At 68.1% G+C, this 23,243-nt stretch carries 21 protein-coding genes; 17 read left to right on the plus strand and 4 right to left on the minus strand.

Going from position 1 to position 23,243, the window contains the following annotated elements; all coding sequences use genetic code 11:
- Window positions 1-13: 13 nt before the first annotated feature.
- A complete protein-coding gene (gene fabD / locus G3M62_RS12355; protein WP_165187413.1) occupies window positions 14-958 on the minus strand; it encodes an ACP S-malonyltransferase in 945 nt (314 codons plus the stop codon).
- 199 nt (window positions 959-1,157) lie between these two features.
- Between fabD and G3M62_RS12360 the strand changes: the two genes are divergently transcribed.
- The 3 genes from G3M62_RS12360 (at window position 1,158) to G3M62_RS12370 (ending at window position 3,779) form a co-directional block, all read left to right on the plus strand.
- Window positions 1,158-1,709, plus strand: a complete 552-nt coding sequence (locus G3M62_RS12360; RefSeq protein ID WP_165187415.1) for a peroxiredoxin — start codon at window positions 1,158-1,160, stop codon at window positions 1,707-1,709.
- 80 nt (window positions 1,710-1,789) lie between these two features.
- Window positions 1,790-2,905: a helix-turn-helix domain-containing protein gene (locus G3M62_RS12365; RefSeq protein WP_165187417.1), complete on the plus strand. Its 1,116-nt coding sequence runs from the start codon at window positions 1,790-1,792 to the stop codon at window positions 2,903-2,905.
- 70 nt (window positions 2,906-2,975) lie between these two features.
- The gene (locus tag G3M62_RS12370) at window positions 2,976-3,779 is read left to right on the plus strand and encodes a sterol desaturase family protein (protein WP_165187418.1); all 804 of its coding nucleotides are present in this window, start codon (window positions 2,976-2,978) and stop codon (window positions 3,777-3,779) included.
- A gap of 3 nt (window positions 3,780-3,782) precedes the next feature.
- Here the strand turns inward: G3M62_RS12370 and G3M62_RS12375 are convergent, their stop codons facing one another.
- Window positions 3,783-4,445 (minus strand): hypothetical protein, encoded by a 663-nt coding sequence (locus tag G3M62_RS12375; RefSeq protein WP_165187420.1) that lies wholly within the window; start codon window positions 4,443-4,445, stop codon window positions 3,783-3,785.
- A gap of 310 nt (window positions 4,446-4,755) precedes the next feature.
- Here G3M62_RS12375 and rpsF point away from each other — a divergent pair, with 310 nt between their 5' ends.
- The 13 genes from rpsF to G3M62_RS12440 all read left to right on the plus strand — a co-directional run bounded on the left by rpsF (window position 4,756) and on the right by G3M62_RS12440 (window position 19,650).
- On the plus strand, window positions 4,756-5,136 hold the full coding sequence (gene rpsF / locus G3M62_RS12380; protein ID WP_028038546.1) for a 30S ribosomal protein S6: 381 nt from the start codon (window positions 4,756-4,758) through the stop codon (window positions 5,134-5,136).
- A 15-nt stretch (window positions 5,137-5,151) separates the two neighbouring features.
- Complete coding sequence (rpsR, locus tag G3M62_RS12385; RefSeq protein ID WP_004615089.1) at window positions 5,152-5,430, plus strand: 30S ribosomal protein S18; 279 nt, start codon at window positions 5,152-5,154, stop codon at window positions 5,428-5,430.
- A 13-nt stretch (window positions 5,431-5,443) separates the two neighbouring features.
- Window positions 5,444-6,028 (plus strand): 50S ribosomal protein L9, encoded by a 585-nt coding sequence (rplI, locus tag G3M62_RS12390; protein WP_165187422.1) that lies wholly within the window; start codon window positions 5,444-5,446, stop codon window positions 6,026-6,028.
- 197 nt (window positions 6,029-6,225) lie between these two features.
- Window positions 6,226-8,712, plus strand: a complete 2,487-nt coding sequence (locus G3M62_RS12395) for a TonB-dependent receptor plug domain-containing protein (RefSeq protein WP_165187423.1) — start codon at window positions 6,226-6,228, stop codon at window positions 8,710-8,712.
- Between the two features lie 163 nt (window positions 8,713-8,875).
- The gene (locus G3M62_RS12400) at window positions 8,876-10,408 is read left to right on the plus strand and encodes a replicative DNA helicase (protein ID WP_165187425.1); all 1,533 of its coding nucleotides are present in this window, start codon (window positions 8,876-8,878) and stop codon (window positions 10,406-10,408) included.
- A gap of 80 nt (window positions 10,409-10,488) precedes the next feature.
- A complete protein-coding gene (locus G3M62_RS12405; protein ID WP_165187427.1) occupies window positions 10,489-11,172 on the plus strand; it encodes a MarC family protein in 684 nt (227 codons plus the stop codon).
- A gap of 55 nt (window positions 11,173-11,227) precedes the next feature.
- A complete protein-coding gene (alr, locus tag G3M62_RS12410; protein ID WP_165187429.1) occupies window positions 11,228-12,307 on the plus strand; it encodes an alanine racemase in 1,080 nt (359 codons plus the stop codon).
- A 74-nt stretch (window positions 12,308-12,381) separates the two neighbouring features.
- The gene (radA, locus tag G3M62_RS12415) at window positions 12,382-13,764 is read left to right on the plus strand and encodes a DNA repair protein RadA (protein WP_165187431.1); all 1,383 of its coding nucleotides are present in this window, start codon (window positions 12,382-12,384) and stop codon (window positions 13,762-13,764) included.
- On the plus strand, window positions 13,761-14,384 hold the full coding sequence (locus tag G3M62_RS12420) for a CvpA family protein (RefSeq protein WP_165187433.1): 624 nt from the start codon (window positions 13,761-13,763) through the stop codon (window positions 14,382-14,384). Before radA ends, G3M62_RS12420 begins: the two co-directional genes overlap by 4 nt.
- On the plus strand, window positions 14,381-15,880 hold the full coding sequence (gene purF / locus G3M62_RS12425) for an amidophosphoribosyltransferase (RefSeq protein ID WP_165187435.1): 1,500 nt from the start codon (window positions 14,381-14,383) through the stop codon (window positions 15,878-15,880). Before G3M62_RS12420 ends, purF begins: the two co-directional genes overlap by 4 nt.
- A 136-nt stretch (window positions 15,881-16,016) precedes the next feature.
- Window positions 16,017-16,991 carry a bile acid:sodium symporter family protein gene (locus G3M62_RS12430; protein ID WP_425483778.1) on the plus strand — a complete coding sequence of 325 codons (975 nt, stop codon included), beginning with the start codon at window positions 16,017-16,019 and terminating at the stop codon, window positions 16,989-16,991.
- 82 nt (window positions 16,992-17,073) lie between these two features.
- Window positions 17,074-17,826 (plus strand): SDR family NAD(P)-dependent oxidoreductase, encoded by a 753-nt coding sequence (locus tag G3M62_RS12435; protein ID WP_165187437.1) that lies wholly within the window; start codon window positions 17,074-17,076, stop codon window positions 17,824-17,826.
- Between the two features lie 309 nt (window positions 17,827-18,135).
- Window positions 18,136-19,650 carry a methyl-accepting chemotaxis protein gene (locus G3M62_RS12440; protein WP_165187439.1) on the plus strand — a complete coding sequence of 505 codons (1,515 nt, stop codon included), beginning with the start codon at window positions 18,136-18,138 and terminating at the stop codon, window positions 19,648-19,650.
- Between the two features lie 140 nt (window positions 19,651-19,790).
- On the opposite strand, the gene G3M62_RS12445 is transcribed toward G3M62_RS12440, so the two are convergent.
- Complete coding sequence (locus G3M62_RS12445) at window positions 19,791-20,360, minus strand: alpha-ketoglutarate-dependent dioxygenase AlkB (RefSeq protein WP_165187441.1); 570 nt, start codon at window positions 20,358-20,360, stop codon at window positions 19,791-19,793.
- Between the two features lie 117 nt (window positions 20,361-20,477).
- Here G3M62_RS12445 and G3M62_RS12450 point away from each other — a divergent pair, with 117 nt between their 5' ends.
- Window positions 20,478-21,380, plus strand: coding sequence for an NAD(P)/FAD-dependent oxidoreductase (locus G3M62_RS12450; RefSeq protein ID WP_165187443.1), 903 nt, complete (start codon window positions 20,478-20,480; stop codon window positions 21,378-21,380).
- Here G3M62_RS12450 and der read toward each other — a convergent pair.
- Complete coding sequence (der, locus tag G3M62_RS12455; RefSeq protein WP_165187445.1) at window positions 21,377-23,155, minus strand: ribosome biogenesis GTPase Der; 1,779 nt, start codon at window positions 23,153-23,155, stop codon at window positions 21,377-21,379. The genes G3M62_RS12450 and der overlap by 4 nt on opposite strands.
- Window positions 23,156-23,243 lie beyond the last annotated feature (88 nt).

Below are 23,243 nucleotides of genomic sequence, written 5' to 3' on the forward strand. Positions count from 1 at the left end.
AGGGCGTCGAAAACTAAAGCGACTTGGCGAAGGCTTCGAGGTCGGCCGGGCTGTTCAGGGGAACGGCTTCGGCGTCCGGAGCGATCCGCTTGGCCATGCCCGACAGCACCTTGCCCGCGCCCGCCTCGGCGAAGCGGGTGACGCCGCCTTCGTTGGCCAGCCAGGTCATGCTCTCGCGCCAGCGAACGCGGCCGGTGACCTGCTCGACCAGCAACTTGCGGATGACGTCCGGGTCGTGGACCGGCGAGGCGGTGACATTGGCCACCAGCGGCGCGCGGGGGGCGACGATGGTGGTGCGGGCCAGGGCCTCTTCCATCTCGTCGGCCGCCGGCTGCATCAGCGGGCAATGGAAGGGCGCCGAAACGTTCAGCGGAATGGCCCGCGCGCCCAGCTCCTTGGCCTTTTCGATGGCCTTGTCGACGGCGGCCTTGGCGCCGGAGATCACCACGTTGCCATTGTTGTTGTCGTTGGCCACGACGCAGACGCCGACTTCCGAGCCGGCGGCGGCCGCGGCTTCAGCCAGGGCCAGGTCGGTCTTGGGGCCGATCAGCGAGGCCATCGCGCCCTCGCCCACCGGCACGGCGCGCTGCATGGCCTGGCCGCGCAGCTTCAGCAGGCGCGCGGTGTCGGCCAGGGTGATCGCGCCGGCGGCGGCCAGGGCGCTGTATTCGCCCAGGCTGTGGCCGGCGACGAAGGCGGCCTTGTCGATCCCGACGCCGAATTCCTTTTCCAGCACGCGCGACACCGCCAGGCTGACGGCCATTAAGGCCGGCTGGGCGTTCTCGGTGAGGGTCAGGTCGGTCTCGGGGCCTTCAACCATCAGCTTGAACAGCTTCTGGCCCAGGGCGTCGTCGACCTCCTGGAACACCTCGCGGGCGGCGGCGAAGGCCTGGGCGAGATCGGCGCCCATGCCGACCGTCTGGCTGCCCTGTCCCGGGAAAATGAAAGCGATGCTCATGGAAGCCCGCGCCTTTCTCTAAAGATTCAGGCGCGGAGGGTTAGGCCATCGAACGCGGTGCGGCAAGTCGGGCCGGCTGTGACGCCGATCTCATCCTTTGGTCTTAAAGAGCTCAGGTTGACGTTTGGAAGGCGGCGGAATGGCGGTATTGGAATCGCGACGCAGCTGGCTGCGCCCTTGCCTTTTCTGGAGCCTACGCATGCAACGCCTGCTTACCGGTCTCACCCTCTGCGCCGCCCTCGTGGCCGCCTCCCCCGCCCTGGCCGCCCTCAAGGTCGGCGACAAGGCCCCCGACTTCACCGCCCCCGCCGCCCTGGCCGGCAAGGACTTCAACTTCACCCTGTCCAAGGCCCTGAAGAAGGGCCCGGTGGTGCTGTACTTCTTCCCCGCCGCCTACACCTCGGGCTGCACCGCCGAAGCGCACGAATTCGCCGAAGCCACCCCCGAATTCGAAAAGCTGGGCGCCACGGTGATCGGCGTCACGGCCGGCAATGTCGACAAGATCAAGGCCTTCTCCAGCGAGCATTGCCGCGACAAGTTCGCCGTGGCCGCCGCGCCCGACGGCCTGGTCAAGACCTACGACGTCGGCATGAAGGCGGCGGGCGTGCCCATGCCCGGCGGCTGGTCCAACCGTACGTCCTATGTGATCGCGCCGAACGGCAAGATCCTGATGGCCTACACCGACGGCAACTTCCAGGGCCACGTCACCAAGACCATGGACGCGGTGAAGGCCTATAAGGGCGCCAAGTAGGCGGCTTTCGGCCAGCCTCTTTCGGAAATGGCGCGCGCGGATCCGAGCGGTCCGCGCGCGAGCCGTCTAGGATCACGACCATGGTCGATGCGGTCCTTCTCGAAACCCTGGCGCGCGGCGTCGCCATCGGCGGCTTCGGCGCCACGGGCCTGGCCCTTGTGCTGGACCGGCGACCGACGCCGGTGCGCTGGGTCGGCGGCCTGTTCTTTCTGGGCGCCATCGCCCACGTCATTGACGGCTGCAAGCCGGGCTGGACCGATCACGCCACGCCGGCGATCTGGGCGATGTCGGTGGCGACCACGGGCCTGTTCTGGGCCTTCGCCCATGCCCTGTTCACCGACGAGCGGCGGTTCTCGCCGCACCGCCTGTGGCCCGCCCTGGGCCTGGTGATCCTGTGGGCCCTGGCCCGCTTCATGCCGCCCGAAATCTGTCGCCCGTTCTGGCTGGTGTTCAACTTGGCCTCGGTGGGACTGGTCCTGCATGCCCTGCTGGTCATCTGGCGCGGCTGGCGCGGCGACCTCGTCGTCCAGCGGCGGCGCCTGCGAGGTCCGGCCATGATCGCCGCCGCCGGCTATATCCTGCTGCTGAGCGCGCAGGACATGGCTTGGGCGACAGGCCTGCCTTGGATCTACGCGCCGAGCGTGTTGCAGGCCCTGGCCTTGGCCGGTCTGGCCCTGGCCGGCGCGGCGACCCTGCTTCGGGCCGAACCGCAGTTGGTCGAGGCGCCCGTCGCCGCGGGCGAAGCCGTGAAGTCCTCGCCCGTTCCCGCCATGGATCTCACCCCCGCCGACCGGCTGGTGCTGGCCCGGCTGGAGGCCGCCATGGACCAGGACGAGGTCTGGCGTGGCGAAGACCTGTCGATCACCGCCCTGGCGGCTCTGGTGGGCGCGCCCGAGCATCGCCTGCGCCGGCTGATCAACGGCGTCCTGGGCCATCGCAACTTCGCCGACTACGTCAACGGCCGGCGGATCGAGGCCGCCAAGATCGCCCTCGCCGCCCCGGACCTGGCCCTGAAGTCGATCTCGACCATCGCCTATGACCTGGGCTTCGCCTCGCTGGGTCCCTTCAATCGCGCCTTCCGCGCCGCCACCGGCGTCACCCCGACCGAATGGCGGAGCACCAACACCCCGGCGCCGACCCGGCTAAGGCTGGTCGAAACCGGCGATCCCTTGTCGAAAGCCGACAAGACAGCCTGATTTCGCGATCGGCGCGACGGACGACAGGCTCCGCGATCACTTCGGGACATCGCTCATTCGAGGAACCCCGATGTCGTCCCTTCTCCCCTTCGTCGAGAACTGGCTCCACGCCACCTTCACCGACGTCAGCCGCTACGTGATCTTCGCGGTCGGCGTCTGGCTGACGCTCTGGGTGGTGCTGGCCGCGCCTCTTGCCGGCCGCAAGATCCGCGAGAACCGTCCGCCCGCGCGCCAGCTGCTGATCGAGTTCGCCGCCTCGATCCGTTCGATCATGGTCTTCTCGACGATCGGCCTGCTCAGCTTCGGTCTGTTCCGCGCCGGTCTGATGCCGGGCCCCTACATCGCCCGAGATCTCGGCCCCGCCTGGTTCTGGGTCAGCCTGGTTCTGATGATCGTCGCCCACGACGCCTGGTTCTACTGGACCCATCGGCTGATCCATGACCGGCGACTGTTTCGCGCCTTCCACCGTCGCCATCACCGGTCGAACAATCCCTCGCCGTTCACCGCCTACAGCTTCGACCTGGGCGAGGCGGCGATCAATGGAGCGTTCGTGCCGCTGTGGATGCTGATGGTCCCCACGCAATGGCCGGTCGTGGGCCTGTTCATGCTGCACCAGATCGTCCGCAACACCCTGGGCCACAGCGGCTACGAACTCTTCCCCGCCACGCGGGAGGGCCGCCCGCTCCTGCCCTGGCTGACGACGGTGACTCACCACGACCTGCACCACGCCCAGGCCGGATGGAACTACGGGCTCTATTTCACCTGGTGGGATAAACTGATGGGCACCGAGAACCCGCGCTATCTGGAACGGTTCGCCCAGGTCGTGCGTCGTCCAAGGCGTGAGCTGGAGATCAAGACAGCCGAAGCCGCCTGACCGCTACCAGGTGGTGCGGACCAGCTTGACCATCAGCCGGCCGTCCTGAACCCGCTCGTCGGCGGCGCGCAGGCTGACGGTGAATTCGGCCGGAATGTCGAAGGGCCGGGTCAGGCTGACGTCGAAACCTTCGTCACCCTGGGTGCCGCCGCCCAGGGCGATCGAGGCGACCGGGCGGCCGTCCAGGGTCAGTTCGGACCGCACATTGGCCCGGGTCACCGGGGTGCGGCCGCGCACATAGACCGGCTGCGTGGCGTTCATGTCCATCGACAGCCGCACATAGTTGGTCTTGGGCAGCATGCCGAAGCCGAACGAGCGGGCCAAGGACGAGCGGATCGCCGCCTCGCGGGCGCCGGCGTTCCAGGAAGCCCCGACCCCGAGGGCGCGGTTGGCGGCGGCGTGCTCGTCTGGCTTCTGGTTCAGGTTGAGATCGAAATTATAGGTCGGATTGTCGACGGCCCCGGCGACCTTGGCGGTGAAGGTCGCCTTCTCGGCGTCGGTCGACAGGTCCAGGGTCTGGGCGGCCGAATAGCCCTGGAAGCGCCCGTCGGCGCCCCAGACGGCCAGATCGGGCTTGCGCACGACATCGCCGGCCGTCGCCGGCGAGGCGAGGACCGCGGTCGCGGCGGTCGCCACGATCAGGGATGCAAGCGTTCGAAACCCCATGGACTCCCGATAGCATAAGCCTTTGCGCGCCCAAACCACCTGGGCGACAAAATTGTATGACAGATGTTCGCCGCCCGGTTTCCAGGCGATTTACGCGGGAATGGATTTCCGGACAGGCGCCGATTTTGGCCGTCCGGCACGGTTTCCTTGCCTTCACGCCACCTTTCGGCTATTAGCGCGCCCTCTCACGGATGGCGGTCTTGCGCGCAGCCCTTTGGGTCGGGATTTCCCGCTCGGCATGCAGGATCCACCGTGATCGCCGGACTTCCGCCGACGATCGCGCCGCTATCCAAACCGGAAGAAGGAAAACATGGCGTTCTACGAACACGTGGTCATCGCGCGGCAGGACATCTCGCCGCAACAGGCCGAAGCTCTGAACGAGCAACTCAAGGCTCTCCTGGAAGAAAATGGCGGTCACATCGCCAAGATCGAATACTGGGGCCTGCGTAACCTCACCTATCGCATCAAGAAGAACCGCAAGGGCCACTACTCCCTGCTCGCCATCGACGCTCCGGCCGCGGCCGTGAAGGAGATGGAACGTCAGCTGCTGATCAATGAAGACGTGCTGCGCTTCATGACCATCCGCGTCGAAGAGCTGGACCTGGAACTGTCGCCGGTTCTGGCCCGTCGCGACCGCGAACGTGGCGAGCGCACCGAGCGCCCGCGCGACGACTTCGCGCCGGCCGCGTAAGGGAGAAGAGAGATCATGACCGATACCACTGCTCCCGAAGCCGGCGCTCCGGCCGCCGCCGCTGGCGGCGCCCGTCGTCCGTTCTTCCGCCGCCGCAAGGTTTGCCCGTTCTCGGGCGCCAACGCGCCGAAGATCGACTACAAGGACGTGAAGCTGCTGCAGCGTTACGTCTCCGAACGCGGCAAGATCGTGCCGTCGCGCATCACCGCGGTGTCGGCCAAGAAGCAACGCGAACTGGCCAAGGCCATCAAGCGCGCCCGCTTCCTGGCTCTGCTCCCCTACGTCGTGAAGTAAGGGAGACACCACGATGAAAGTTATCCTGCTCGAACGCGTCGAAGGCACCGGCGTCCTCGGCGACGTGGTCACCGTGAAGGACGGCTTCGCCCGTAACTTCCTGCTGCCGCGTCACAAGGCCCTGCGCGCCAACTCGGCCAACCTGAAGAGCTTCGAAGTTCAGCGCGCTGAAATCGAAGCCCGCAACGTCAAGAACCGCGAAGTCGCTGGCAAGGCCGGTGAAGGTCTCGACGGCAAGCAGTACGTGATGATCCGTCAAGCCGGCGAAAGCGGCCAGCTGTACGGTTCGGTCGCGGGCCGCGATGTCGCCGACGCCATCAAGGCCGAAGGCGGCAAGGTCGATCGCTCGATGATCGTCCTCGACAAGCCGATCAAGACGCTGGGCGTCCACGAAGTGAAGGTGAAGCTGCACGCTGAAGTGACCGTCACGGTCACCCTCAACATCGCGCGCAGCCAAGACGAAGCCGATCGCCAAGCGCGCGGCGAAAACGTCATCGCCGCTCAGTTCGAGGAAGATCGCGCCGCTGACGCCGAAGCCGCCCAAGACATGGCCGAAGGCGGCGCCGGTTCGTTCGAAGGCGACCACTACGAAGCCTAACCGCCTCGTAGAGCCTAGAAAAACTGGAAGAACGGCGCGGAGAAATCCGCGCCGTTTTTTTCTGCGCGTTTGCCTAGAATTGCTCAGCTTGTGGGCGAACGCACCCATCCCCATCCTCTAACCAGGGGGAGAAGGGCTCCTCCGCTTCCGGACCAAAAGGCCAAGAGCCGCTGGAAGCCATGCGAGGGGAATTCGCAATGCGTTTCAAAACCATCCTGATGGCCGCCACATCGCTGGCCGCCGTCGCCGGCGTGGCTCAGGCCCAAGACACGACGCCCGCCGACGACGCCAACGCCGTCGAGCAGGTCGTCGTCACCGGCACCCGCACCACCGGCCGCTCACGGCTGGACACCCTGGCGCCCGTCGACGTCGTGACCGCCAAGAACCTGCAGCAGCGCGGCGCCACCGACATCTCGACCGCCCTGGCGGCCACCGTGCCGTCGATCAACTTCCCGCGTCCGTCCAACACCGACGGCACCGACGCCATCCGGCCGATCGTGCTGCGCGGCATGGGTCCCGACCAGACCCTGGTGCTGGTCGACGGCGCCCGCCGGCACACCTCGGCCCTGATCAATGTCAACGGCTCGGTCGGACGCGGCTCGGCCGCCGTCGACCTGAACGCCATCCCCAGCAGCGCCATCGACCGCATCGAGGTGCTGCGCGACGGCGCCTCGGCCCAGTACGGCTCGGACGCCATCGCCGGCGTCGTCAACCTGCACCTGCGCGAAGCCGACCACGGCGGCGGGCTGACCGTCACCTACGGCGAGTACGTCACCAGCTTCAAGGGCTTCTACGGCGGCAAGCACAACATCAGCGACGGCGGGTCGGCCACGGTGGCCGGCTGGCAGGGCTTCAAGCTGGGCAGCGACGGCTTCCTGACCGTTTCGGCCCAGTACCGCGACCTGGACCCGACCAACCGGGCCGACAATGATCCGCGCGTCTCGCCCTCGCGGATCACCGCCCGCACCGGCGATCCCAAGACCGAGGACGTGTCGATCTATCTGAACGCCGCCAAGCCCCTGGCGGCCGGCTGGGAAGCCTATGGCTGGTACGGTTATCAGCAGCGCGACGCCAATTCGGCCGCCAGCTTCCGTCAACCGGCCTTCACGCCGACCGGCGCCAAGAGCAGCGACTACAACCAGGCCGTCCCGTCGATCTTCCCCAACGGCTACCTGCCGCTGCTGACCACCGACACCGAGGACGTCGCCGCGGCCGTCGGCCTGCGCGGCGAACTGGGCGGCTTCAAGATCGACACCAACCTGGTCTACGGCAAGAACGACATCGACTTCGGCGTCGAGAACACCGTCAACCCGTCGTACGGCGCGGCCTCGCCGACCAGCTTCGCGGCCGGCGGCCTGACCTATGACCAGCTGACCTACGGCCTGGACGCCAGCCGCGAGTTCGAGGTCGGCCTGGCCGGTCCGCTGAACGTCGCCTTCGGCCTGGAAGCGCGCCGCGAGAGCTTCCAGATCAACCCCGGCGAAGTGGCTTCCTACGCCCGGGGCCCGGTGGCGTTCGCCGCCGACGGCACGACCGCCCTCACCTTCGGCTCGCGCGGCTTCACCGGCTTTACGCCCAGCAACGCGGTCGACGTGGATCGCCACGCGGTCGGGGTCTATCTGGACCTGGAAGGCAAGGTCACCGAGGGCCTGACCGTCGGCGTCGCCGGCCGATACGAGGACTATTCCGACTTCGGCTCGAGCACGACGGGCAAGTTCACCGCCCGCTACGACTTCAGCCCCTCGTTCGCCGTGCGCGGCGGGATCTCGACCGGCTTCCGCGCCCCGAGCCTGCAGCAGCAGTACTACACCGCCACCTCGATCACCTACGTGGCTCAGGCCCTGCCGGGCGGTGGCGGCACCACTCTGGTGCCGTTCGAATCGGGCACCTATCCTTCGGTCAGCCCCGTGGGCCTGGCCCTGGGCGGCAAGCCGCTGAAGGCCGAGGACTCGACCAACTATTCGCTGGGCGTGGTCTATCGCAAAGGCGCCTTCGAGCTGACGGTCGATGGCTACCAGATCGACGTCGACGATCGCATCGTGCTGTCGGAGCTGTTCTCGAACGCGGCCGGGGCCTCCAACCCCAACGCCGCCCAGATCGGCGCCCTGCTGGCCCCCTACGGCACGACGGCGGCGCGGTTCTTCATCAACGGCGTCGACACCTCGACCAAGGGCGTCGACGTGGTGGCGCGTTACCGGATCAATGACGAGCAGGCCGGGATCTTCGACCTGACCCTGGCGGCCAACCTCAACGACTTCAGCGTCGAAAAGACCCCGGTCACCACCACCCTGGCCACGCCGCAGTCGCTGTTCGCCCGTCAAGCCACCCTGCGCTTCGAAAAGGGCACCCCGCGCGAGAAGATCACCCTGCAGGGCGACTGGACCAAGGATCAGTGGGGCGCGACCCTGCGCTCCACCTTCTACGGCGACGTCCTGGCCCCTGGCACGGCCAACGACGGCAGCACCGACTGGAAGACCGGCGCCAGCGGCGTGGTCGACGCCGAGGTCCGCTACACCTTCCCGATCGGCCTGACCCTGTCGGCCGGGGCCGACAACCTGTTCGACCAGTACACCAACCAGATCCCGCCCAACCTCAACACCAGCGGCGCGGGCCCCTATTCCAACTTCTCGCCCTACGGCTTCAATGGGCGCTTCCTCTACACGCGTTTGAGCTACAGCTGGTAAGGCTCTGACTCGGTTGAACTAAGCGGAAAGGGCGCGGCGAGCGATCGTCGCGCCCTTTTCAATACGTCCGATTCCGTCGTACGAGAGGCTCAGAACATACATAAAACATCCCCGTTCATCTGAAGCCTCACCGGTCGCTCCTGAGACCCGTTCGCGTTAACGTGTGCCAATGTCTCTCGTCCCCGCTCTAGACCTCCGCCCATCCTCCCCGATGGGCGATATCGTCGTCGCCGTCGCGCCGCATAACCTGGAAGCCGAACAGGCGCTGCTGGGCGTGCTGCTGTACGACAACGCCGCCTACGAGCGCCTGACCGACAGCCTGCAGGGCCGTCACTTCTACGAACCCTTCCACCAGCGGCTGTTCCAGTCGATCGAGACCCACATCCGCAAGGGCCAGTTGGCCGAGCCGATCCTCCTGGCCGACGAGTTCAAGCACGATCCGGCCTTCGACGAGCTGGGCGGCCTGCGCTACCTGGCCGATCTGGTCGACCGCGCCCCGCCCGCCGCCAACGTCGGCGACTACGCGCGCGCCGTGTTCGACCTGGCCCTGCGCCGCGACCTCATCCGCATCGGCGGCGAGATCGCCTCCACCGCGCACGGCGGCGTCAGCAAGGACGACGTCAAGGTTCCGGCTCGCGACCAGATCGAAGCGGCCGAACAGCAGCTCTACACCCTGGCCGAAAGCGGCGCGGCCAGCTCCGGCTTCGTCAGCTTCGGCGACGCCCTGCGCGGCGCCGTCGAGATGACCGCCGAGGCCTACAGCCGCGACGGCGGCATGTCGGGCCTGGCCAGCGACCTGATCGACCTGGACACCAAGATCGGCGGCCTGCACCCCTCCGACTTGATCGTGCTGGCCGGCCGTCCGTCGATGGGCAAGACCGCCCTGGCGACCAACATCGCCTTCAACGTCGCCAAGAAGTACGCCTGGGAGCCCCAGCCGGACGGCACCAAGAAGACCGTCAGCGGCGGCGTCGTGGCCTTCTACTCGCTGGAAATGAGCGCCGAACAGCTGGCCCTGCGTATGCTGGCCGACGCCTCGGGCGTGTCGGGCGACAAGCTCCGCAAGGGCGAGATCGACGCCTCGGAATTCGGCCGGGTGCGCGACGCGGCCATCGAGTTGCAGGAAGCCCCGCTCTATATCGACGCCACCGGCGGTATCTCGATCGCCAAGCTGACCGCCCGGGCCCGTCGCCTGAAGCGCCAGGTGGGCCTGGACCTGATCGTCGTCGATTACCTGCAGCTGGTCACCGGTTCGGACCTGGGCTCGAACGCCAACCGCGTGCAGGAAGTCTCGCAAATCACCATGGGCCTCAAGGCCTTGGCCAAGGAACTTGCTTGCCCGGTGATCGCCCTGTCGCAGCTGTCGCGTCAGGTCGAGCAGCGCGAGGACAAGCGCCCGCAGCTGTCCGACCTTCGTGAATCCGGCTCGATCGAGCAGGACGCCGACATGGTCTGGTTCGTCTATCGCGAAAGCTACTACGTCGGCCGCGCCGAGCCCCGCGAAGGCACGCCCGAGCACCTGCAATGGCAGGAGGACATGGATCGCCTGCAAGGCCTGGCCGAGGTGATCATCGCCAAGCAGCGTCACGGCCCCATCGGCACCGTGCGCCTGTCGTTCAACAGCGACACCACGCGCTTCGGCAACCTGGCCCGCGACCACTATTTCCACCAGATGCGCAGCGGCAGCGAGGAATAGGCTTCACGCGTTTGACGTGAACGGACGGACTGGGCCAGGGTGGCCCGTCCGCCGCTCCGGTTTGCTTGCAAGGTCGCCCGATGGAGTTCAATCCCCTGCCGGTGTCGACCGCGGTCGGCGCGTTCCTGCTGGCCTTCCCGGCCCTGTTCTCGATCGTCAATCCGATCGGCTCGGCCCTGATCTTCCACCAGTTGCTGGCCGACCATCCGCCCGAGACCCGTCGACGCCTGGCGCCGACCATCGCGATCTACGCCTTCTGCATTCTGCTGGGCTCGCTGCTGTTGGGCGGCTACATCCTGAACTTCTTCGGGGTCAGCCTGGGCGCGTTGCGGGTGGCCGGCGGGCTGGTGGTGGCGATCCGCGCCTGGGCGCTCTTGATGTCGCCCGAGGTCCACGCAGAGCACAAGACCGGCGACGCCGCACCGATTCTGACCCGGGCCGAGGACATCGCCTTCTTTCCCCTGACCATGCCGTTCACGACCGGTCCCGGCGCGATCTCGGTCGCCATCGCCCTGTCGTCCCAGCGGCCGGCCGGCGGGAGCTCGGTCATTCCATTCTTCGCCGGCGCCAGCCTGGCGGCCGGCGTGATCGCGGTGCTGGTGTGGCTGCTCTATCGCGCCTCGGACCGGGTGCTGGCTTTCCTGGGCGTCTCGGGCGCACGAGTGATGTCGCGGCTGATGGCGTTCCTGCTGATGTGCATCGGCGTGCAGATCGTCGCCAGCGGGGTCGAGAACCTGGCCGTCCAGTTCCTGGCCCGGCATTGAGCCTGCACAGCATCTGGACTGGCCTTGGGACGCGCGCTCGGCTACGTCCCGGCCCGTGACCGAAGCCAGCCTCCTCACGATCGACCTCGACGCTCTGGCGTCCAACCACGCCGTGCTCAAGGCCGCCGCCGGCGGTGTCGAGCTCGCGCCGGCCGTGAAGGCCGACGGCTATGGCCTGGGCGCGGCCCTGGTGGCCGGACGGCTGTGGGACGAAGGCGCGCGGAGCTTCTATGTCGCCCGCCTGTCCGAGGGCATGACCTTGCGGCGATCCCTGGGCGATCGCGCGGCGACGATCTACCTGCTGGACGGCGTAACCCCCGGCTCGGCCCCGGCCATCGAGGCGGCCGGCCTGACCCCGGTGCTCAACAGCCTGCCGCAGATCGAGGCCTGGAACAGCCACGCGCGCGGCCGCGTGCTGGAGGCCGCCCTGCACATCGACACCGGCATGAACCGCCTGGGCCTGCGTCCGGAGGAAGCGGTCGTGCTGACCGGCGCGATGGACAGGCTGAAGTTCCTCAACATCACCCTGGTGATCAGCCACCTGGCCTGCGCCAGCGAGCCCGACCACGCGCTGAACGCTCGCCAGCTGGCGCGCTTCACCGAGACCGCCGCCCTGTTCCCCAACGCCCGACGCAGCCTGGCCAATTCCGGCGGCGTCTTCCTGGGCGGCGACTACCACTTCGACCAGTGCCGGCCGGGGATCAGCCTCTATGGCGGCGGTCCGCGCGACGTGCCCGACGCCCGGATCAAGGCGGTGGCGACGCTGGAAGCGCCGATCCTGCAGGCCCGCGTCGTGCCGCGCGGCGAAAGCATCGGCTACGGCGCGGCCTTCACCGCCCAGGACACGACCCGCGTGGCCATCCTCGCGGCTGGCTACGCCGACGGCGTGCCTCGCGCGGCCCATCCGCGTGGCGCGGTGTGGTTCGACGGCGCCCTGCGGCCGATGCTGGGCCGGGTGTCGATGGACCTGATCGCCGTCGACATCACCGACTGCGACGCCGCTCGCCCCGGCGCGATGATGCAGATCATCGGTCCGGACCTGCCGGTGGACGACGCCGCCGCGGCGGCGGGCACCACGGCTTATGAGTTGCTGACGCGGATCGCGCCCAGGGCGCGCCGGGTCGTGAAGGGCTGATCCAGCCCCACGTCCGCCTTTGGCGCACCCGCCGGCCACTGTAGGCTCCAGTCACTCTCGAATCAGGAGCACTCATGGCCCGCGACGGCGCCGTCTACGCCTGCCAGTCCTGCGGCGCGGTCACGACCAAGTGGTCGGGGCAGTGCTCGGCCTGCCAGAGCTGGAACAGCCTGGTCGAGGAAACCGGCGTTCGTGCTCCGGGGGCCTTGTCGGTCACCAAGGCCAGCCGCGCACGGGGCCTGCAGTTCACCGGCCTGGAAAGCGACACCCCCGCCCCGCCCCGCATCATCACCGGCGTCGACGAGTTCGACCGGGTGTGCGGCGGCGGCGTGGTGCCCGGCTCGGCCATCCTGATCGGCGGCGACCCTGGCGTGGGCAAGTCCACCCTGCTGCTGGAGGTGGTGGCCAAGGCCAGCCTCAAGGGCGTTTCGTGCGCCTACATCTCCGGCGAGGAGGCCGTGGCCCAGATCCGGGGCCGCGCCGAGCGCATGGGCTTCGCCCAGGCCCCCGTGAAGCTGGCGGCCGAGAGCAGCCTGCGCGACATCCTCGACGGCTTGAAGCGCGACAACTTCGACCTTGTCGTCATCGACTCGATCCAGACCATGTGGAGCGACGCCCACGAGGCCGGGCCCGGCACGGTCACCCAGGTGCGGGCCTGCGCCCAGGAGCTGGTGCGCCTGGCCAAGAAGAAGGGCGTGGCCATCCTGCTGGTCGGCCACGTCACCAAGGACGGCCAGATCGCCGGCCCGCGCGTGGTCGAACACCTGGTCGACGCGGTGCTCAGCTTCGAAGGCGAGCGCGGCTATCCGTTCCGGATCCTGCGCGGCGCCAAGAACCGCTTCGGGGCCACCGACGAGATCGGCGTGTTCGAGATGGGCGATTCCGGCCTGCGCGAGGTGAAGAACCCCTCGGCCCTCTTTCTCAACGAGGGCGGCGAGCGGGCGGCGGGCGCGGCGGTGTTCGCCGGCATCGAGGGTTCGCGGCCCGTCCTGGTGGAGTTCCAGGCCCTGGTCGCGCCCTCCGCGTACGGAACGCCCAGACGCGCCGTGGTCGGATGGGATTCCGGACGCCTGGCCATGGTGCTCGCCGTGCTTGAATCACGGTGCGGCCTTGGTTTTGGCAACAAGGACGTCTATCTGAACGTCGCTGGCGGCCTGCGGATCACCGAGCCGGCGGCGGACTTGGCGGCGGCGGCGGCCCTGGCCTCCTCGGCCCTCGACATCGCCCTGCCGCAGGACTGCGTCGTCTTCGGCGAAGTCAGCCTGTCCGGTGAAGTGCGGCCCGTGAGCCGTATGGAGACACGTTTGAAAGAGGCCGCGAAACTCGGCTTTGGCCGAGCTCTGGGACCGCTGTCGGGACTTCCCGAGGGCGGCGGAGCTCTGCCCGTGGCGGGCGTGGCCCGTCTGGCCGACGCGGTGCGCCGCATCGGCGACGAGATCTGGGGCCAGCTGACGTGACGCCTTTCGACATCATCTTCGGCCTGATCCTGCTGGTCTCGGCCGTGGTCGGCTTCGCGCGCGGCGCGTCGCGCGAGCTGACCTCGGCCCTGTCGTTCATCGTCGCCGCCCTACTCTCCCTGCTGGCCCTGCGCGTCACCGGTCCGCTGTTTCGCGGTTTGATGGACCCGGACTGGGCGGCCACGGCGGCCGCCATTCTGGTCACCTTCGTCATCATCTTCGTGGCTCTGCGCCTGGTCGGCGCCCAGATCACCAAGACCCTACATGCCGACGGCGCCCTGGGCACGCTGGACCGGCTGATGGGCCTGGCGTTCGGCCTGATCCGAGGCCTGGTGGTGCTGGGCGTGTTCAGCCTGGTGTTTCATATGGCCACACCCCCTGACCGCGTTCCTAGCTGGATGTCCAAGTCGGCTCTATATCCGCTGTCGAACGCCGCCGGTCGGGTGCTGAAGGTCTTCGCCCCCAAGGGCGCGGGCCTGGCCGGCAAGCTGGCCCCCGCCATCGAGGACGCCGTTCATGACGGCGCCAGTGACAAACCGTCCGACCGCAAGTCGGGCGAAGCAGGTTATGATAAGAACCAGCGTCGTTCCGTCGACGATCTGGTGGAGAAATCGCGATGACGTCCTTCGGCCAGTCGACCGACCGCTTCTCGTCCAAGCCCTGGCGTGATCCCGAAGACGACACTCTGCGCCTCGAATGCGGGGTCTTCGGCGTCTACGGCGTGCGCGACGCCGCCGCCGTCACCGCCCTGGGCCTACACGCCCTGCAGCATCGCGGCCAGGAAGCCTGCGGCATCGCCGCCTTCGACGGTCAGCGCTTCCACACCGAACGCCACATGGGCCACGTGGGCGACGCCTTCACCGGCAACGACCTGGTCCAGCGCCTGCCCGGCGGCATGGCCATCGGCCACACCCGCTATTCCACGGCCGGCGGCAGCGGCATCCGCAACGTCCAGCCGATGTTCGCCGATCTGGAAACCGGCGGCGTGGCCATCGCCCACAACGGCAACCTGACCAACTTCCTGACCCTGCGCGAGCGCCTGGTGCAGGAAGGCGCGATCTTCCAGTCGACCAGCGACAGCGAGGTGATCCTTCACCTGATCGCCCGCTCGCGGAAGGCCCGCATCGTTGACCGTTTCATCGACGCCGTCGGCCAGATCGAGGGCGGCTACGCCATCGTGGCCATCACCAACAAGAAGATGATCGGCCTGCGCGATCCGCTGGGCATCCGCCCGCTGGTGCTGGGCGACCTGGACGGCCAGCCGATCCTGGCGTCGGAGACCTGCGCGCTCGACATGATCGGCGCACGCTTCGTGCGCGACGTCGAGCACGGCGAGATGGTGGTGATCTCCGAGACCGGCGTGAAGTCGCTGCGTCCGTTCCAGAACGTCGCCGCCCGCCCCTGCGTGTTCGAATACGTCTACTTCGCCCGCCCCGACAGCGTCGTGAACGGCCGCTCGGTCTATGACGTGCGCAAGCGCATGGGCCAGCGCCTGGCCATCGAGACCGGTGTCGAGGCCGACGTCGTGGTGCCGGTGCCCGACAGCGGCGTGCCCGCCGCCATCGGCTTCGCCCAGCAAAGCGGCCTGCCCTTCGACCTGGGCATCATCCGCAACCACTATGTCGGCCGCACCTTCATCCAGCCAACCCAGGGCGTGCGCGAACTGGGCGTGCGCATGAAGCACAGCCCCAACCGCGCCGTGCTGGAAGGCAAGCGCGTCATCCTGATCGACGACTCGATCGTGCGCGGCACCACCTCGCTGAAGATCGTCCGCATGGTCCGCGAGGCCGGCGCCAAGGAGGTCCACCTCCGTTCGGCCAGCCCGCCGATCAAGTGGCCCGACTTCTACGGCATCGACATGCCCGAGCGCGACCAACTGCTGGCGGCCAACAAGTCGCTGGAAGAGATGGCCCGGTTCCTGGAAGTCGACAGCCTGGGCTTCCTGTCGGTCGACGGCCTCTACCAGGCGCTGGAAGCCGGTCCCCGCGACCCGGCCCACCCGCAGTTCACCGACCATTACTTCACCGGCGACTATCCCACCCGCCTGACCGACCGCGAGATCGCCGAAGGCCGCAACGACCAGGCCGAAAAGCAGCTGTCGCTGTTGAGCGCCTAGGACTCCGCGCCCTTCGAGGCTCGCCGATGGCTCGCGCCTCAGGATGAGGACCGTTGAGCCGACTTCCATCCCCCTCATCCTGAGGCGCCGCGTAGCGGCCTCGAAGGACGCGGGGCGTCGCCGCTAGGATATCGCCTTGCTTAAAGACCTCCTCGCCAAGCTGAAGATCGACGGCTACATCCTGGCCCTGATCGGCATGGTCGTGCTGGCCTCGATCCTGCCCGTACGTGGCCAGGCCGCCGAGATCCTGGGCTGGGTGGTCAAGATCGCCATCGCCCTGCTGTTCTTCCTGCACGGCGCCAAGCTGTCGCGCGAGGCCGTGATCGCGGGCATGACCCACTGGCGTCTGCACCTGACGATCCTGGCCTTCACCTTCGTACTGTTTCCGGCGCTGGGCCTGCTGATCAGCAAGTCGGGCCTGCTGTCGCCCACCCTGTCGACCGGCATGCTGTTCCTGTGCTGCCTGCCGTCCACCGTGCAGTCGTCGATCGCCTTCACCTCGATCGGCCGAGGCAATGTCGCCGCCGCCGTCTGCGCGGCCTCGGCCTCGAACCTGCTGGGCATCTTCCTGACCCCGGTGCTGGTGGGGCTGCTGATGCATGCCCATGGCGACGTCGGCGGCTGGGACTCGATCAAGTCGATCATCATTCAACTGCTGGTCCCGTTCGTGGCCGGCCAGCTGGTTCGCCCCTGGGTCGGCGCCTGGATCGAGCGGCACAAGGCGCTGGTCGGCCGCGTGGACCGCGGCTCGATCCTGTTGGTGGTCTATTCGGCGTTCAGCGCCGCCGTGGTCGGCGGTATCTGGAAGATCGTCTCGATCCCGGAGCTGGGCGTGCTGCTGGTCGCCTGCGTGGTGCTGCTGGCCGTGGTGATGGCCGTCACCATGTTCGGCTCGCGGGCCCTGGGCTTCTCCAAGCCCGACGAGGTGGCCATCGTGTTCTGCGGCTCCAAGAAGAGCCTGGCCACCGGCGTGCCGATGGCCGGCATCCTGTTTCCCGGCGCCACGGCGGGGATCCTGGTTCTGCCCCTGATGCTGTTCCACCAGATCCAGCTGATGGCCTGCTCGGTGCTGGCCCAGCGTTACGGCGCACGGCCGGCGGACGAGGCCTGACACCAACAAAATCCGTTGTTGTTTGTTGGTGAAACCAACGGATTTCGTTTCAACGCCAAACGGTTCTGTTTAGAACCCGCCCATGACTTCCGACTCCGAAAAGCCGCTGGCCGGCCGTCTCGCCCTCGTCACCGGCGCCACGCGCGGCATCGGCGAGGCCATCGCCCTGGGCCTGGCCCAGGCTGGCGCCCACGTCATCGCCCTGGGCCGCACGCAAGGCGCGCTGGAGGCCCTGGACGACGCCATCTTCACCGCCACCGGCGAGCACGCCACCCTGGTGCCGCTGGACCTGCGCGAGGCCGACGGCCTGGATCAGCTGGGCGCGGCCCTCTACGAACGCTTCGGCAAGCTGGACATCCTGGTCGGCGCCGCCGGCGTCCTGGGCGCGCTCACCCCGGTGGGGCACCTGGATCCCAAGGGCTGGGACATGATCATGGCCACCAACCTGACCGCCAACTGGCGGCTGATCCGGGCCATGGATCCGCTGCTGCGCCGCGCCGAAGCCGGCCGGGCCATCTTCCTGACCAGCAGCGTCGCCAAGACCCATCGCGCCTTCTGGGGCGGCTACGCGGCCTCCAAGGCCGGACTGGAAGCCATCGTCGCCTGTTATGACGACGAGATGGAAAACACCACGGTGCGCGCCGTCTGCGTCGATCCGGGCGCTATGCGCACCCGCATGCGCGCCGGGGCCTTCCCGGGCGAGGATCCGCAGACCGTGCCCGCGCCCGACACCATCGTCCCGCTGATCGTTGACCTGTCGCGTCCCGATCGCGTGCCGCCCAAGGGCGTCGTGCGCTTCAAGGAGCGGGGCCAGGAGTCGGCCAGCTTAGGTTGACGCCAGGGTCGCCCCAAGGCGGCGGCGTTAACACAACCCAAGCGCCACCGTCGCAGGTCAAAGTCTAGGCCGCCCGGATCGAGGCACAAGTCGGGAATTCGACAAAAATACGTAAAATCATGACTTTGTAGTCATGGTTCGCATCAACGTATTCACCCAAATTGATCGCTTTAAAATTGAGCTGCGCCAAACTGTCGCGGTACAGGGCGTTGTTTTGCTCCTAACGTTAATGTGTCATCAACTCTGAGAACGCACGCTGTACGTGCAAAAGAGGGAACCCGCCTGGGGGGCCCGAACGGGGGAAATCCCATGTCGTTGTTTTCGCCTAAACGTCCTGATCAGAAGGTGGCGCAACGCTTGGCGGATCTGGAGGCCACGGTGGCCGCCATCGATCGCTCGCAGGCCATGATCGAGTTTCAGCTCGACGGCACGATCATCACCGCCAACCAGAATTTCCTGAGCACCGTGGGCTATACGCTCGACGAGATTGTCGGCCGTCACCACGGCATGTTCGTCGACACCGCCTACGGCCAGAGCCCCGAATACAAGAACTTCTGGGTCAACCTCGGCCGCGGCGAGTTCTTCTCCGACAAGTTCCAGCGCGTCGGCAAGGGCGGCAAGGACGTCTGGATCCAGGGCAACTACAACCCGATCTTCGATGCGGACGGAAAGCCCTGCAAGGTCATCAAGTTCGCCATCGACATCACCGAGGTCGAACTCGAGCGCATCGAGAACGAGAAGCGCCGCAAGGCCGAGGCCGAACAGAGCGCCGTGGTCTGCTCGCTGGCCTCCTACCTGAAGCGCCTGGCCAACGGCGACCTGACCGCCCAGATCACCGAGAACTTCGAAGGCCGCTTCCTGCCGATCAAGGAAGACTTCAACGCCGCCGTGCAGGCCCTGCGCGAGGCCATGCTGGAGATCTCGGCCTCGACGTCGGGCGTGCGCAACGGTTCGGACGAGATCACCAACGCCTCGGAAGACCTGTCCAAGCGCACCGAGCAGCAGGCCGCCGCGCTCGAGGAGACCGCCGCCGCCCTCGACGAGATCACCGCCACGGTGCGTCGCAGCGCCGAGGGCGCCAAGCAGGCCTCGACCGCCGCCTCGACCACTCGCGAGGACGCCACCCGCTCGGGCGAGATCATGCGCGACGCCATCGCCGCCATGGGTGAGATCGAACAGAGCTCGGGCAAGATCGGCCAGATCATCGGCGTGATCGACGAGATCGCCTTCCAGACCAATCTGCTGGCCCTGAACGCCGGGGTCGAGGCGGCCCGAGCCGGCGAGGCCGGTCGCGGCTTCGCGGTCGTCGCCCAGGAAGTCCGCGCCCTGGCCCAGCGCTCGGCCGAGGCCGCCAAGGAGATCAAGACCCTGATCGCCAGCAGCACCGCGCAAGTCGAACGCGGCGCGCGCCTGGTCAGCGACACCGGCGACTCGCTCGGCGGTATCGTCGGCAAGATCGCCGAGATCGACACCCTGATCTCCGAGATCGCCCAGTCGTCCCAGGAACAGGCCACGGGCCTCAACCAGGTGAACACCGCCGTCAACCAGATGGACCAGGTCACCCAGCGCAACGCCGCCATGGTCGAGGAAGCCACGGCCGCCGCCGCCAGCCTGCGCAACGAGGCCGGCGCCCTGGCCGACCTGGTCGGTCGCTTCGACACCGGCGCTTCGGCCGCGTCGGCCCCCATCCGCAGGCCCGAGCCGGCTCGCACGGCGGTCCACCGTCCGGCGGCCAACCCGGTCGGCGAGGCCCAGGCCCGCCTGGTCACCCAACTGCGTCCCGGCTCAAGCGCCGCGATCGCTCCGCAGTGGGAGGAATTCTAACAAGTTTCCCGATCCGGGTTTCCGGAAGAGCCCGGATCGTGAATGCGCCGGGTGGGTCGATGTCCCCCCCACCCCGACCCTCCCGGCGCGCTTTGTAGGCGTAACGGCGAACCTCCCCTGGCGGGAGGTTCGTTCGCGTTTCAGGCCAGGGTGCGGAACGTCACCGAATAACGCAGGGCCTCGACCGGCGGGATGCTATGCTCCCAGACCGAGCGCGCCTCGCCCGCCAGCCAGTAGGCCGAGCGCGGCTCCAGGGTCAGCGATTGTCGTTCCCAGCCCGCGCCGTGCGGTCGCCGAAAACGTAGAACGCCGGGCGACAGCAGCGAGAACCCGATCACCTGGCCGAACGCCGCCTTGTCGCGGTGCCAGCCGATCGGCGCGCCCGGCGGATATTCGTTGACCAGGGCGTGGACCAGGGCGTCGGGCTCCAGCCCAGCCAGACCCGCCGCCTTGCGGCGTAGCGACTGCAGGAAGTCCGGGATCGGCGCTCCCTGATCCAGACCGCCCGTGCCCGCATCGTAGCGCGCGCCGAAATAGGCCACGCGGCGTCGCGCCTGGTGGCCCTGCATCTCGAAAGCGCGCAGGTCGAGCCGGCCGAGGTTCGCGACGAGCGCGGCCTCCTCATCACGCGAGATCTGGTCGGCGCGATAGACAAACCCTGGCGGCCCGATCGCCAGATCATCGAACAGGTTGGCTTGCCATGTGGTCATGCCGAGGAAATGGGGCCGTCCGCCGCGTCGTTCCAGTGCAACCGCACGCCTCCTCGCGCGTCTAGGCTCGGGAGGCTTTCCCATGATCCGATCCCTACGTCCGCGCGCGGTCCCGGCATGAGCGCGGCACAGCTCGATGCCGTGATCGTGGGCGGCGGTCCGGCCGGCCTGACGGCGGCCCTGTACATGGCGCGCTTCCGGCGCGAGGTGGTGGTCATCGACGGCGGCGCCAGTCGCGCGGCTTGGATACCGACGACGCACAATCATCCCGGCTTCCCGGACGGCGTGTCCGGCGAGGCCTTGCTGGACCTGCAGCGGCGGCACGCCCTTCGCTACGGCGCCCGGATCCAGGCCGGCGCGGTCGAGGCTCTCGCGGTCGAGCCTGACGGCTTCACCCTGACCGTCGACGGCGAGCCGCTACGCGCCAGGACCGTCCTGCTGGCCTGCGGGGTCGAGGACAACGCCCCGGACCTGCCGGACGTCGATGCGGCGGTGCGCCGAACCCTGCTGCGGATCTGCCCCATCTGCGACGGCTTCGAAGTCACCGGCCAGCGGGTCGGCGTGATCGGTCACGGACCGCTGGGGGCGCGCGAGGCCCTGTTCCTGGGGGCCTATACCGACCGGCTGTCCCTGATCCACATCGCTGCGCCCAACGCCCTGCCCGCCGAGGAACGCGACCAGCTGGCCCGTGCGGGCGTAACCTTGATCGAGGCGCCGATCGAAAGCGTCGAGCTTCAGCCCGACCGGCCGCGCGCCCTATGCTTCTCGGGTCCGGGCCGCGTGGAGTTCGACGCGCTCTACAGCGCCCTGGGCGTCACGCCCCGCACCGAGCTGGCGCTGGCGGCCGGCGCCCGCCACGACGACCAAGGCCGGCTGGTGGTCGATGACCATCAGCAGACCTCGATCCCGGGCCTCTACGCCGCCGGCGACATGGTGCGCGGGCTCAACCAGATCACCACGGCCCAGGGCGAGGCGGCCATCGCCGCCACCGCCATGCACAACCGACTCAGAGGCGCCTAGCGCCCCTTCGGCGGCGCCTTGTTGCCGCGCACGGTGCGCGCTCCGGCCACCGGACGGCGCACCGCCGTCTTGGAGCCGGCGCTCTTGCCGCCGGCAGCCTTGAAGCCGACCTTGTAGCTGGGCGTGGTCGACTTCTTCTGGGCCTTGGGGCCCATCTTCTTCACCGACTTGACCGCCGACTTGCCGGGTTCAGCCGCCGGCGACGCCACGACCTCGGCGGGCTTGGGCGCCTTGGAGGCCTTCGCGGCTTTCGAGACCGGCTTTCCGGTGCTCGGAGCCGGCACGGGCAGTCCGGCGGCCTGAGCCGCGGCCGCGGCGGCGGCTTCGGCGACGCGCACCGACTTCTTGACGGTGTTGCGCGAGGCGCGAATGCGTTCGGCCTCGCGTTCGCGCCGCTCGAATTCGCGCTTGCCCTTGCCCGAGTGGCCCTTGGCCTCGCCCTCGGCATACGGGTTGGCGCCCGACTTCAGGGTAATGCGCAGTGGCACGCCCGGCAGGTCGAAGCTTTCGCGCAGGCTGTTGATCAGGTAGCGCCGATACTGCTCGGGCATCTGGTCGGCGCGGCTGGAGAACAGCACGAAGGTCGGCGGACGAGCCTTGGTCTGGGCCATGTACTTGGGCTTGATGCGCTTGCCGCCGACGCTGGGCGGCGGGTGGCGCTGCATGGCCATCTGCAGCCAGTCGTTCAGGTCGCGGGTCTTGACCTTGGTCGACCAGTCCTTGTGGCTCTTGAGCACGGCCGGCATCAGGCGCTCGACGCCCTTGCCGGTCTCGCCGGACAGCGCGATCACGGGCGTGCCGCGCAGCTGCGGCAGCATGCGCTCGGCGTGCTCGACGAAGCCCTTCAGGGTCGCGCCAGGATCCTCGACCAGGTCCCACTTGGCCAGCACGAAGACGACGCAGCGCCCTTCCCGCTCGGCCAGGTCGGCGATCTGAAGGTCCTGGGTCTCGAACGGGTGGGTGGCGTCCATCACCAGCAGCACCACCTCGGCGAAGGTGATCGAGCGGATGGTGTCGCCGGTCGAGAGCTTTTCCAGCTTCTCGTTGACCTTGGCCTTCTTGCGCAGGCCGGCGGTGTCGACCAGGCGCACCTTGCGGTCGCCCCAGATCCAATCCACCGAGATGGAGTCGCGCGTGATGCCGGCCTCGGGACCGGTCAGCAGGCGCTGCTCGCCGATCAGGCGGTTGATCAGGGTCGACTTGCCGGCGTTGGGGCGGCCGACAATGGCGATCTTGATCGGCTTGTCGTCGCCCAGCTCGTCGTGCTCGCCCTGCAGCTCTTCGGGCGCGATGGCGATCAGGGCCGCGTAGAGCTCGGCCATGCCCTCGCCATGCTCGCCGCTGATCTGGATCGGTTCGCCCAGGCCCAGCACGTTGGCCTCGGCCGCGCCATGGTCGCCGGCCTTGCCCTCGGACTTGTTGGCCGCCACCAGCACCGGCTTGTTCCGCTTGCGCAGGATCTCGGCGAAGATCTTGTCCAGCGGCGTCAGACCCTCGCGGGCGTCGAACACCAGCAGGGAGACATCGGCCTCCTCGATCGCCAGCTCGGTCTGGGCGCGCATCCGCGCTTCCAGGCTTTCGTCGGTGACGTCCTCGAAGCCGGCGGTGTCGATCAGCTCCAGGTCCAGGTCGCCGAGGCGGCCGTGGGCGAAGCGACGGTCGCGGGTGACGCCGGGCTGGTCGTCGACCAGGGCCAGCTTGCGGCCGGCCAGACGGTTGAACAGGGTCGACTTACCCACATTGGGGCGGCCGACGATGGCGAGTTTCAAAGGCATGGGCTGTGATTAGTCGATTTCGGGGACAAAAGCGACAAACCCGGACTGGTAAGGACCAGCCCGGGTTCGCGATGCTCGGATTGTAGGG

The organism is Caulobacter soli, from assembly GCF_011045195.1.
Taxonomy (GTDB): domain Bacteria; phylum Pseudomonadota; class Alphaproteobacteria; order Caulobacterales; family Caulobacteraceae; genus Caulobacter; species Caulobacter soli.

Excerpts from the sequence above, each read along its gene's own strand:
- fabD (WP_165187413.1), bottom strand. The coding sequence starts at position 958 with ATGAGCATCGCTTTCATTTTCCCGGGACAGGGCAGCCAGACGGTCGGC.
- G3M62_RS12360 (WP_165187415.1), top strand. The coding sequence starts at position 1,158 with ATGCAACGCCTGCTTACCGGTCTCACCCTCTGCGCCGCCCTCGTGGCC.
- G3M62_RS12365 (WP_165187417.1), top strand. The coding sequence starts at position 1,790 with ATGGTCGATGCGGTCCTTCTCGAAACCCTGGCGCGCGGCGTCGCCATC.
- G3M62_RS12370 (WP_165187418.1), top strand. The coding sequence starts at position 2,976 with ATGTCGTCCCTTCTCCCCTTCGTCGAGAACTGGCTCCACGCCACCTTC.
- G3M62_RS12375 (WP_165187420.1), bottom strand. The coding sequence starts at position 4,445 with ATGGGGTTTCGAACGCTTGCATCCCTGATCGTGGCGACCGCCGCGACC.
- rpsF (WP_028038546.1), top strand. The coding sequence starts at position 4,756 with ATGGCGTTCTACGAACACGTGGTCATCGCGCGGCAGGACATCTCGCCG.
- rpsR (WP_004615089.1), top strand. The coding sequence starts at position 5,152 with ATGACCGATACCACTGCTCCCGAAGCCGGCGCTCCGGCCGCCGCCGCT.
- rplI (WP_165187422.1), top strand. The coding sequence starts at position 5,444 with ATGAAAGTTATCCTGCTCGAACGCGTCGAAGGCACCGGCGTCCTCGGC.
- G3M62_RS12395 (WP_165187423.1), top strand. The coding sequence starts at position 6,226 with ATGCGTTTCAAAACCATCCTGATGGCCGCCACATCGCTGGCCGCCGTC.
- G3M62_RS12405 (WP_165187427.1), top strand. The coding sequence starts at position 10,489 with ATGGAGTTCAATCCCCTGCCGGTGTCGACCGCGGTCGGCGCGTTCCTG.
- radA (WP_165187431.1), top strand. The coding sequence starts at position 12,382 with ATGGCCCGCGACGGCGCCGTCTACGCCTGCCAGTCCTGCGGCGCGGTC.
- purF (WP_165187435.1), top strand. The coding sequence starts at position 14,381 with ATGACGTCCTTCGGCCAGTCGACCGACCGCTTCTCGTCCAAGCCCTGG.
- G3M62_RS12435 (WP_165187437.1), top strand. The coding sequence starts at position 17,074 with ATGACTTCCGACTCCGAAAAGCCGCTGGCCGGCCGTCTCGCCCTCGTC.
- G3M62_RS12440 (WP_165187439.1), top strand. The coding sequence starts at position 18,136 with ATGTCGTTGTTTTCGCCTAAACGTCCTGATCAGAAGGTGGCGCAACGC.
- G3M62_RS12445 (WP_165187441.1), bottom strand. The coding sequence starts at position 20,360 with ATGACCACATGGCAAGCCAACCTGTTCGATGATCTGGCGATCGGGCCG.
- G3M62_RS12450 (WP_165187443.1), top strand. The coding sequence starts at position 20,478 with ATGAGCGCGGCACAGCTCGATGCCGTGATCGTGGGCGGCGGTCCGGCC.
- der (WP_165187445.1), bottom strand. The coding sequence starts at position 23,155 with ATGCCTTTGAAACTCGCCATCGTCGGCCGCCCCAATGTGGGTAAGTCG.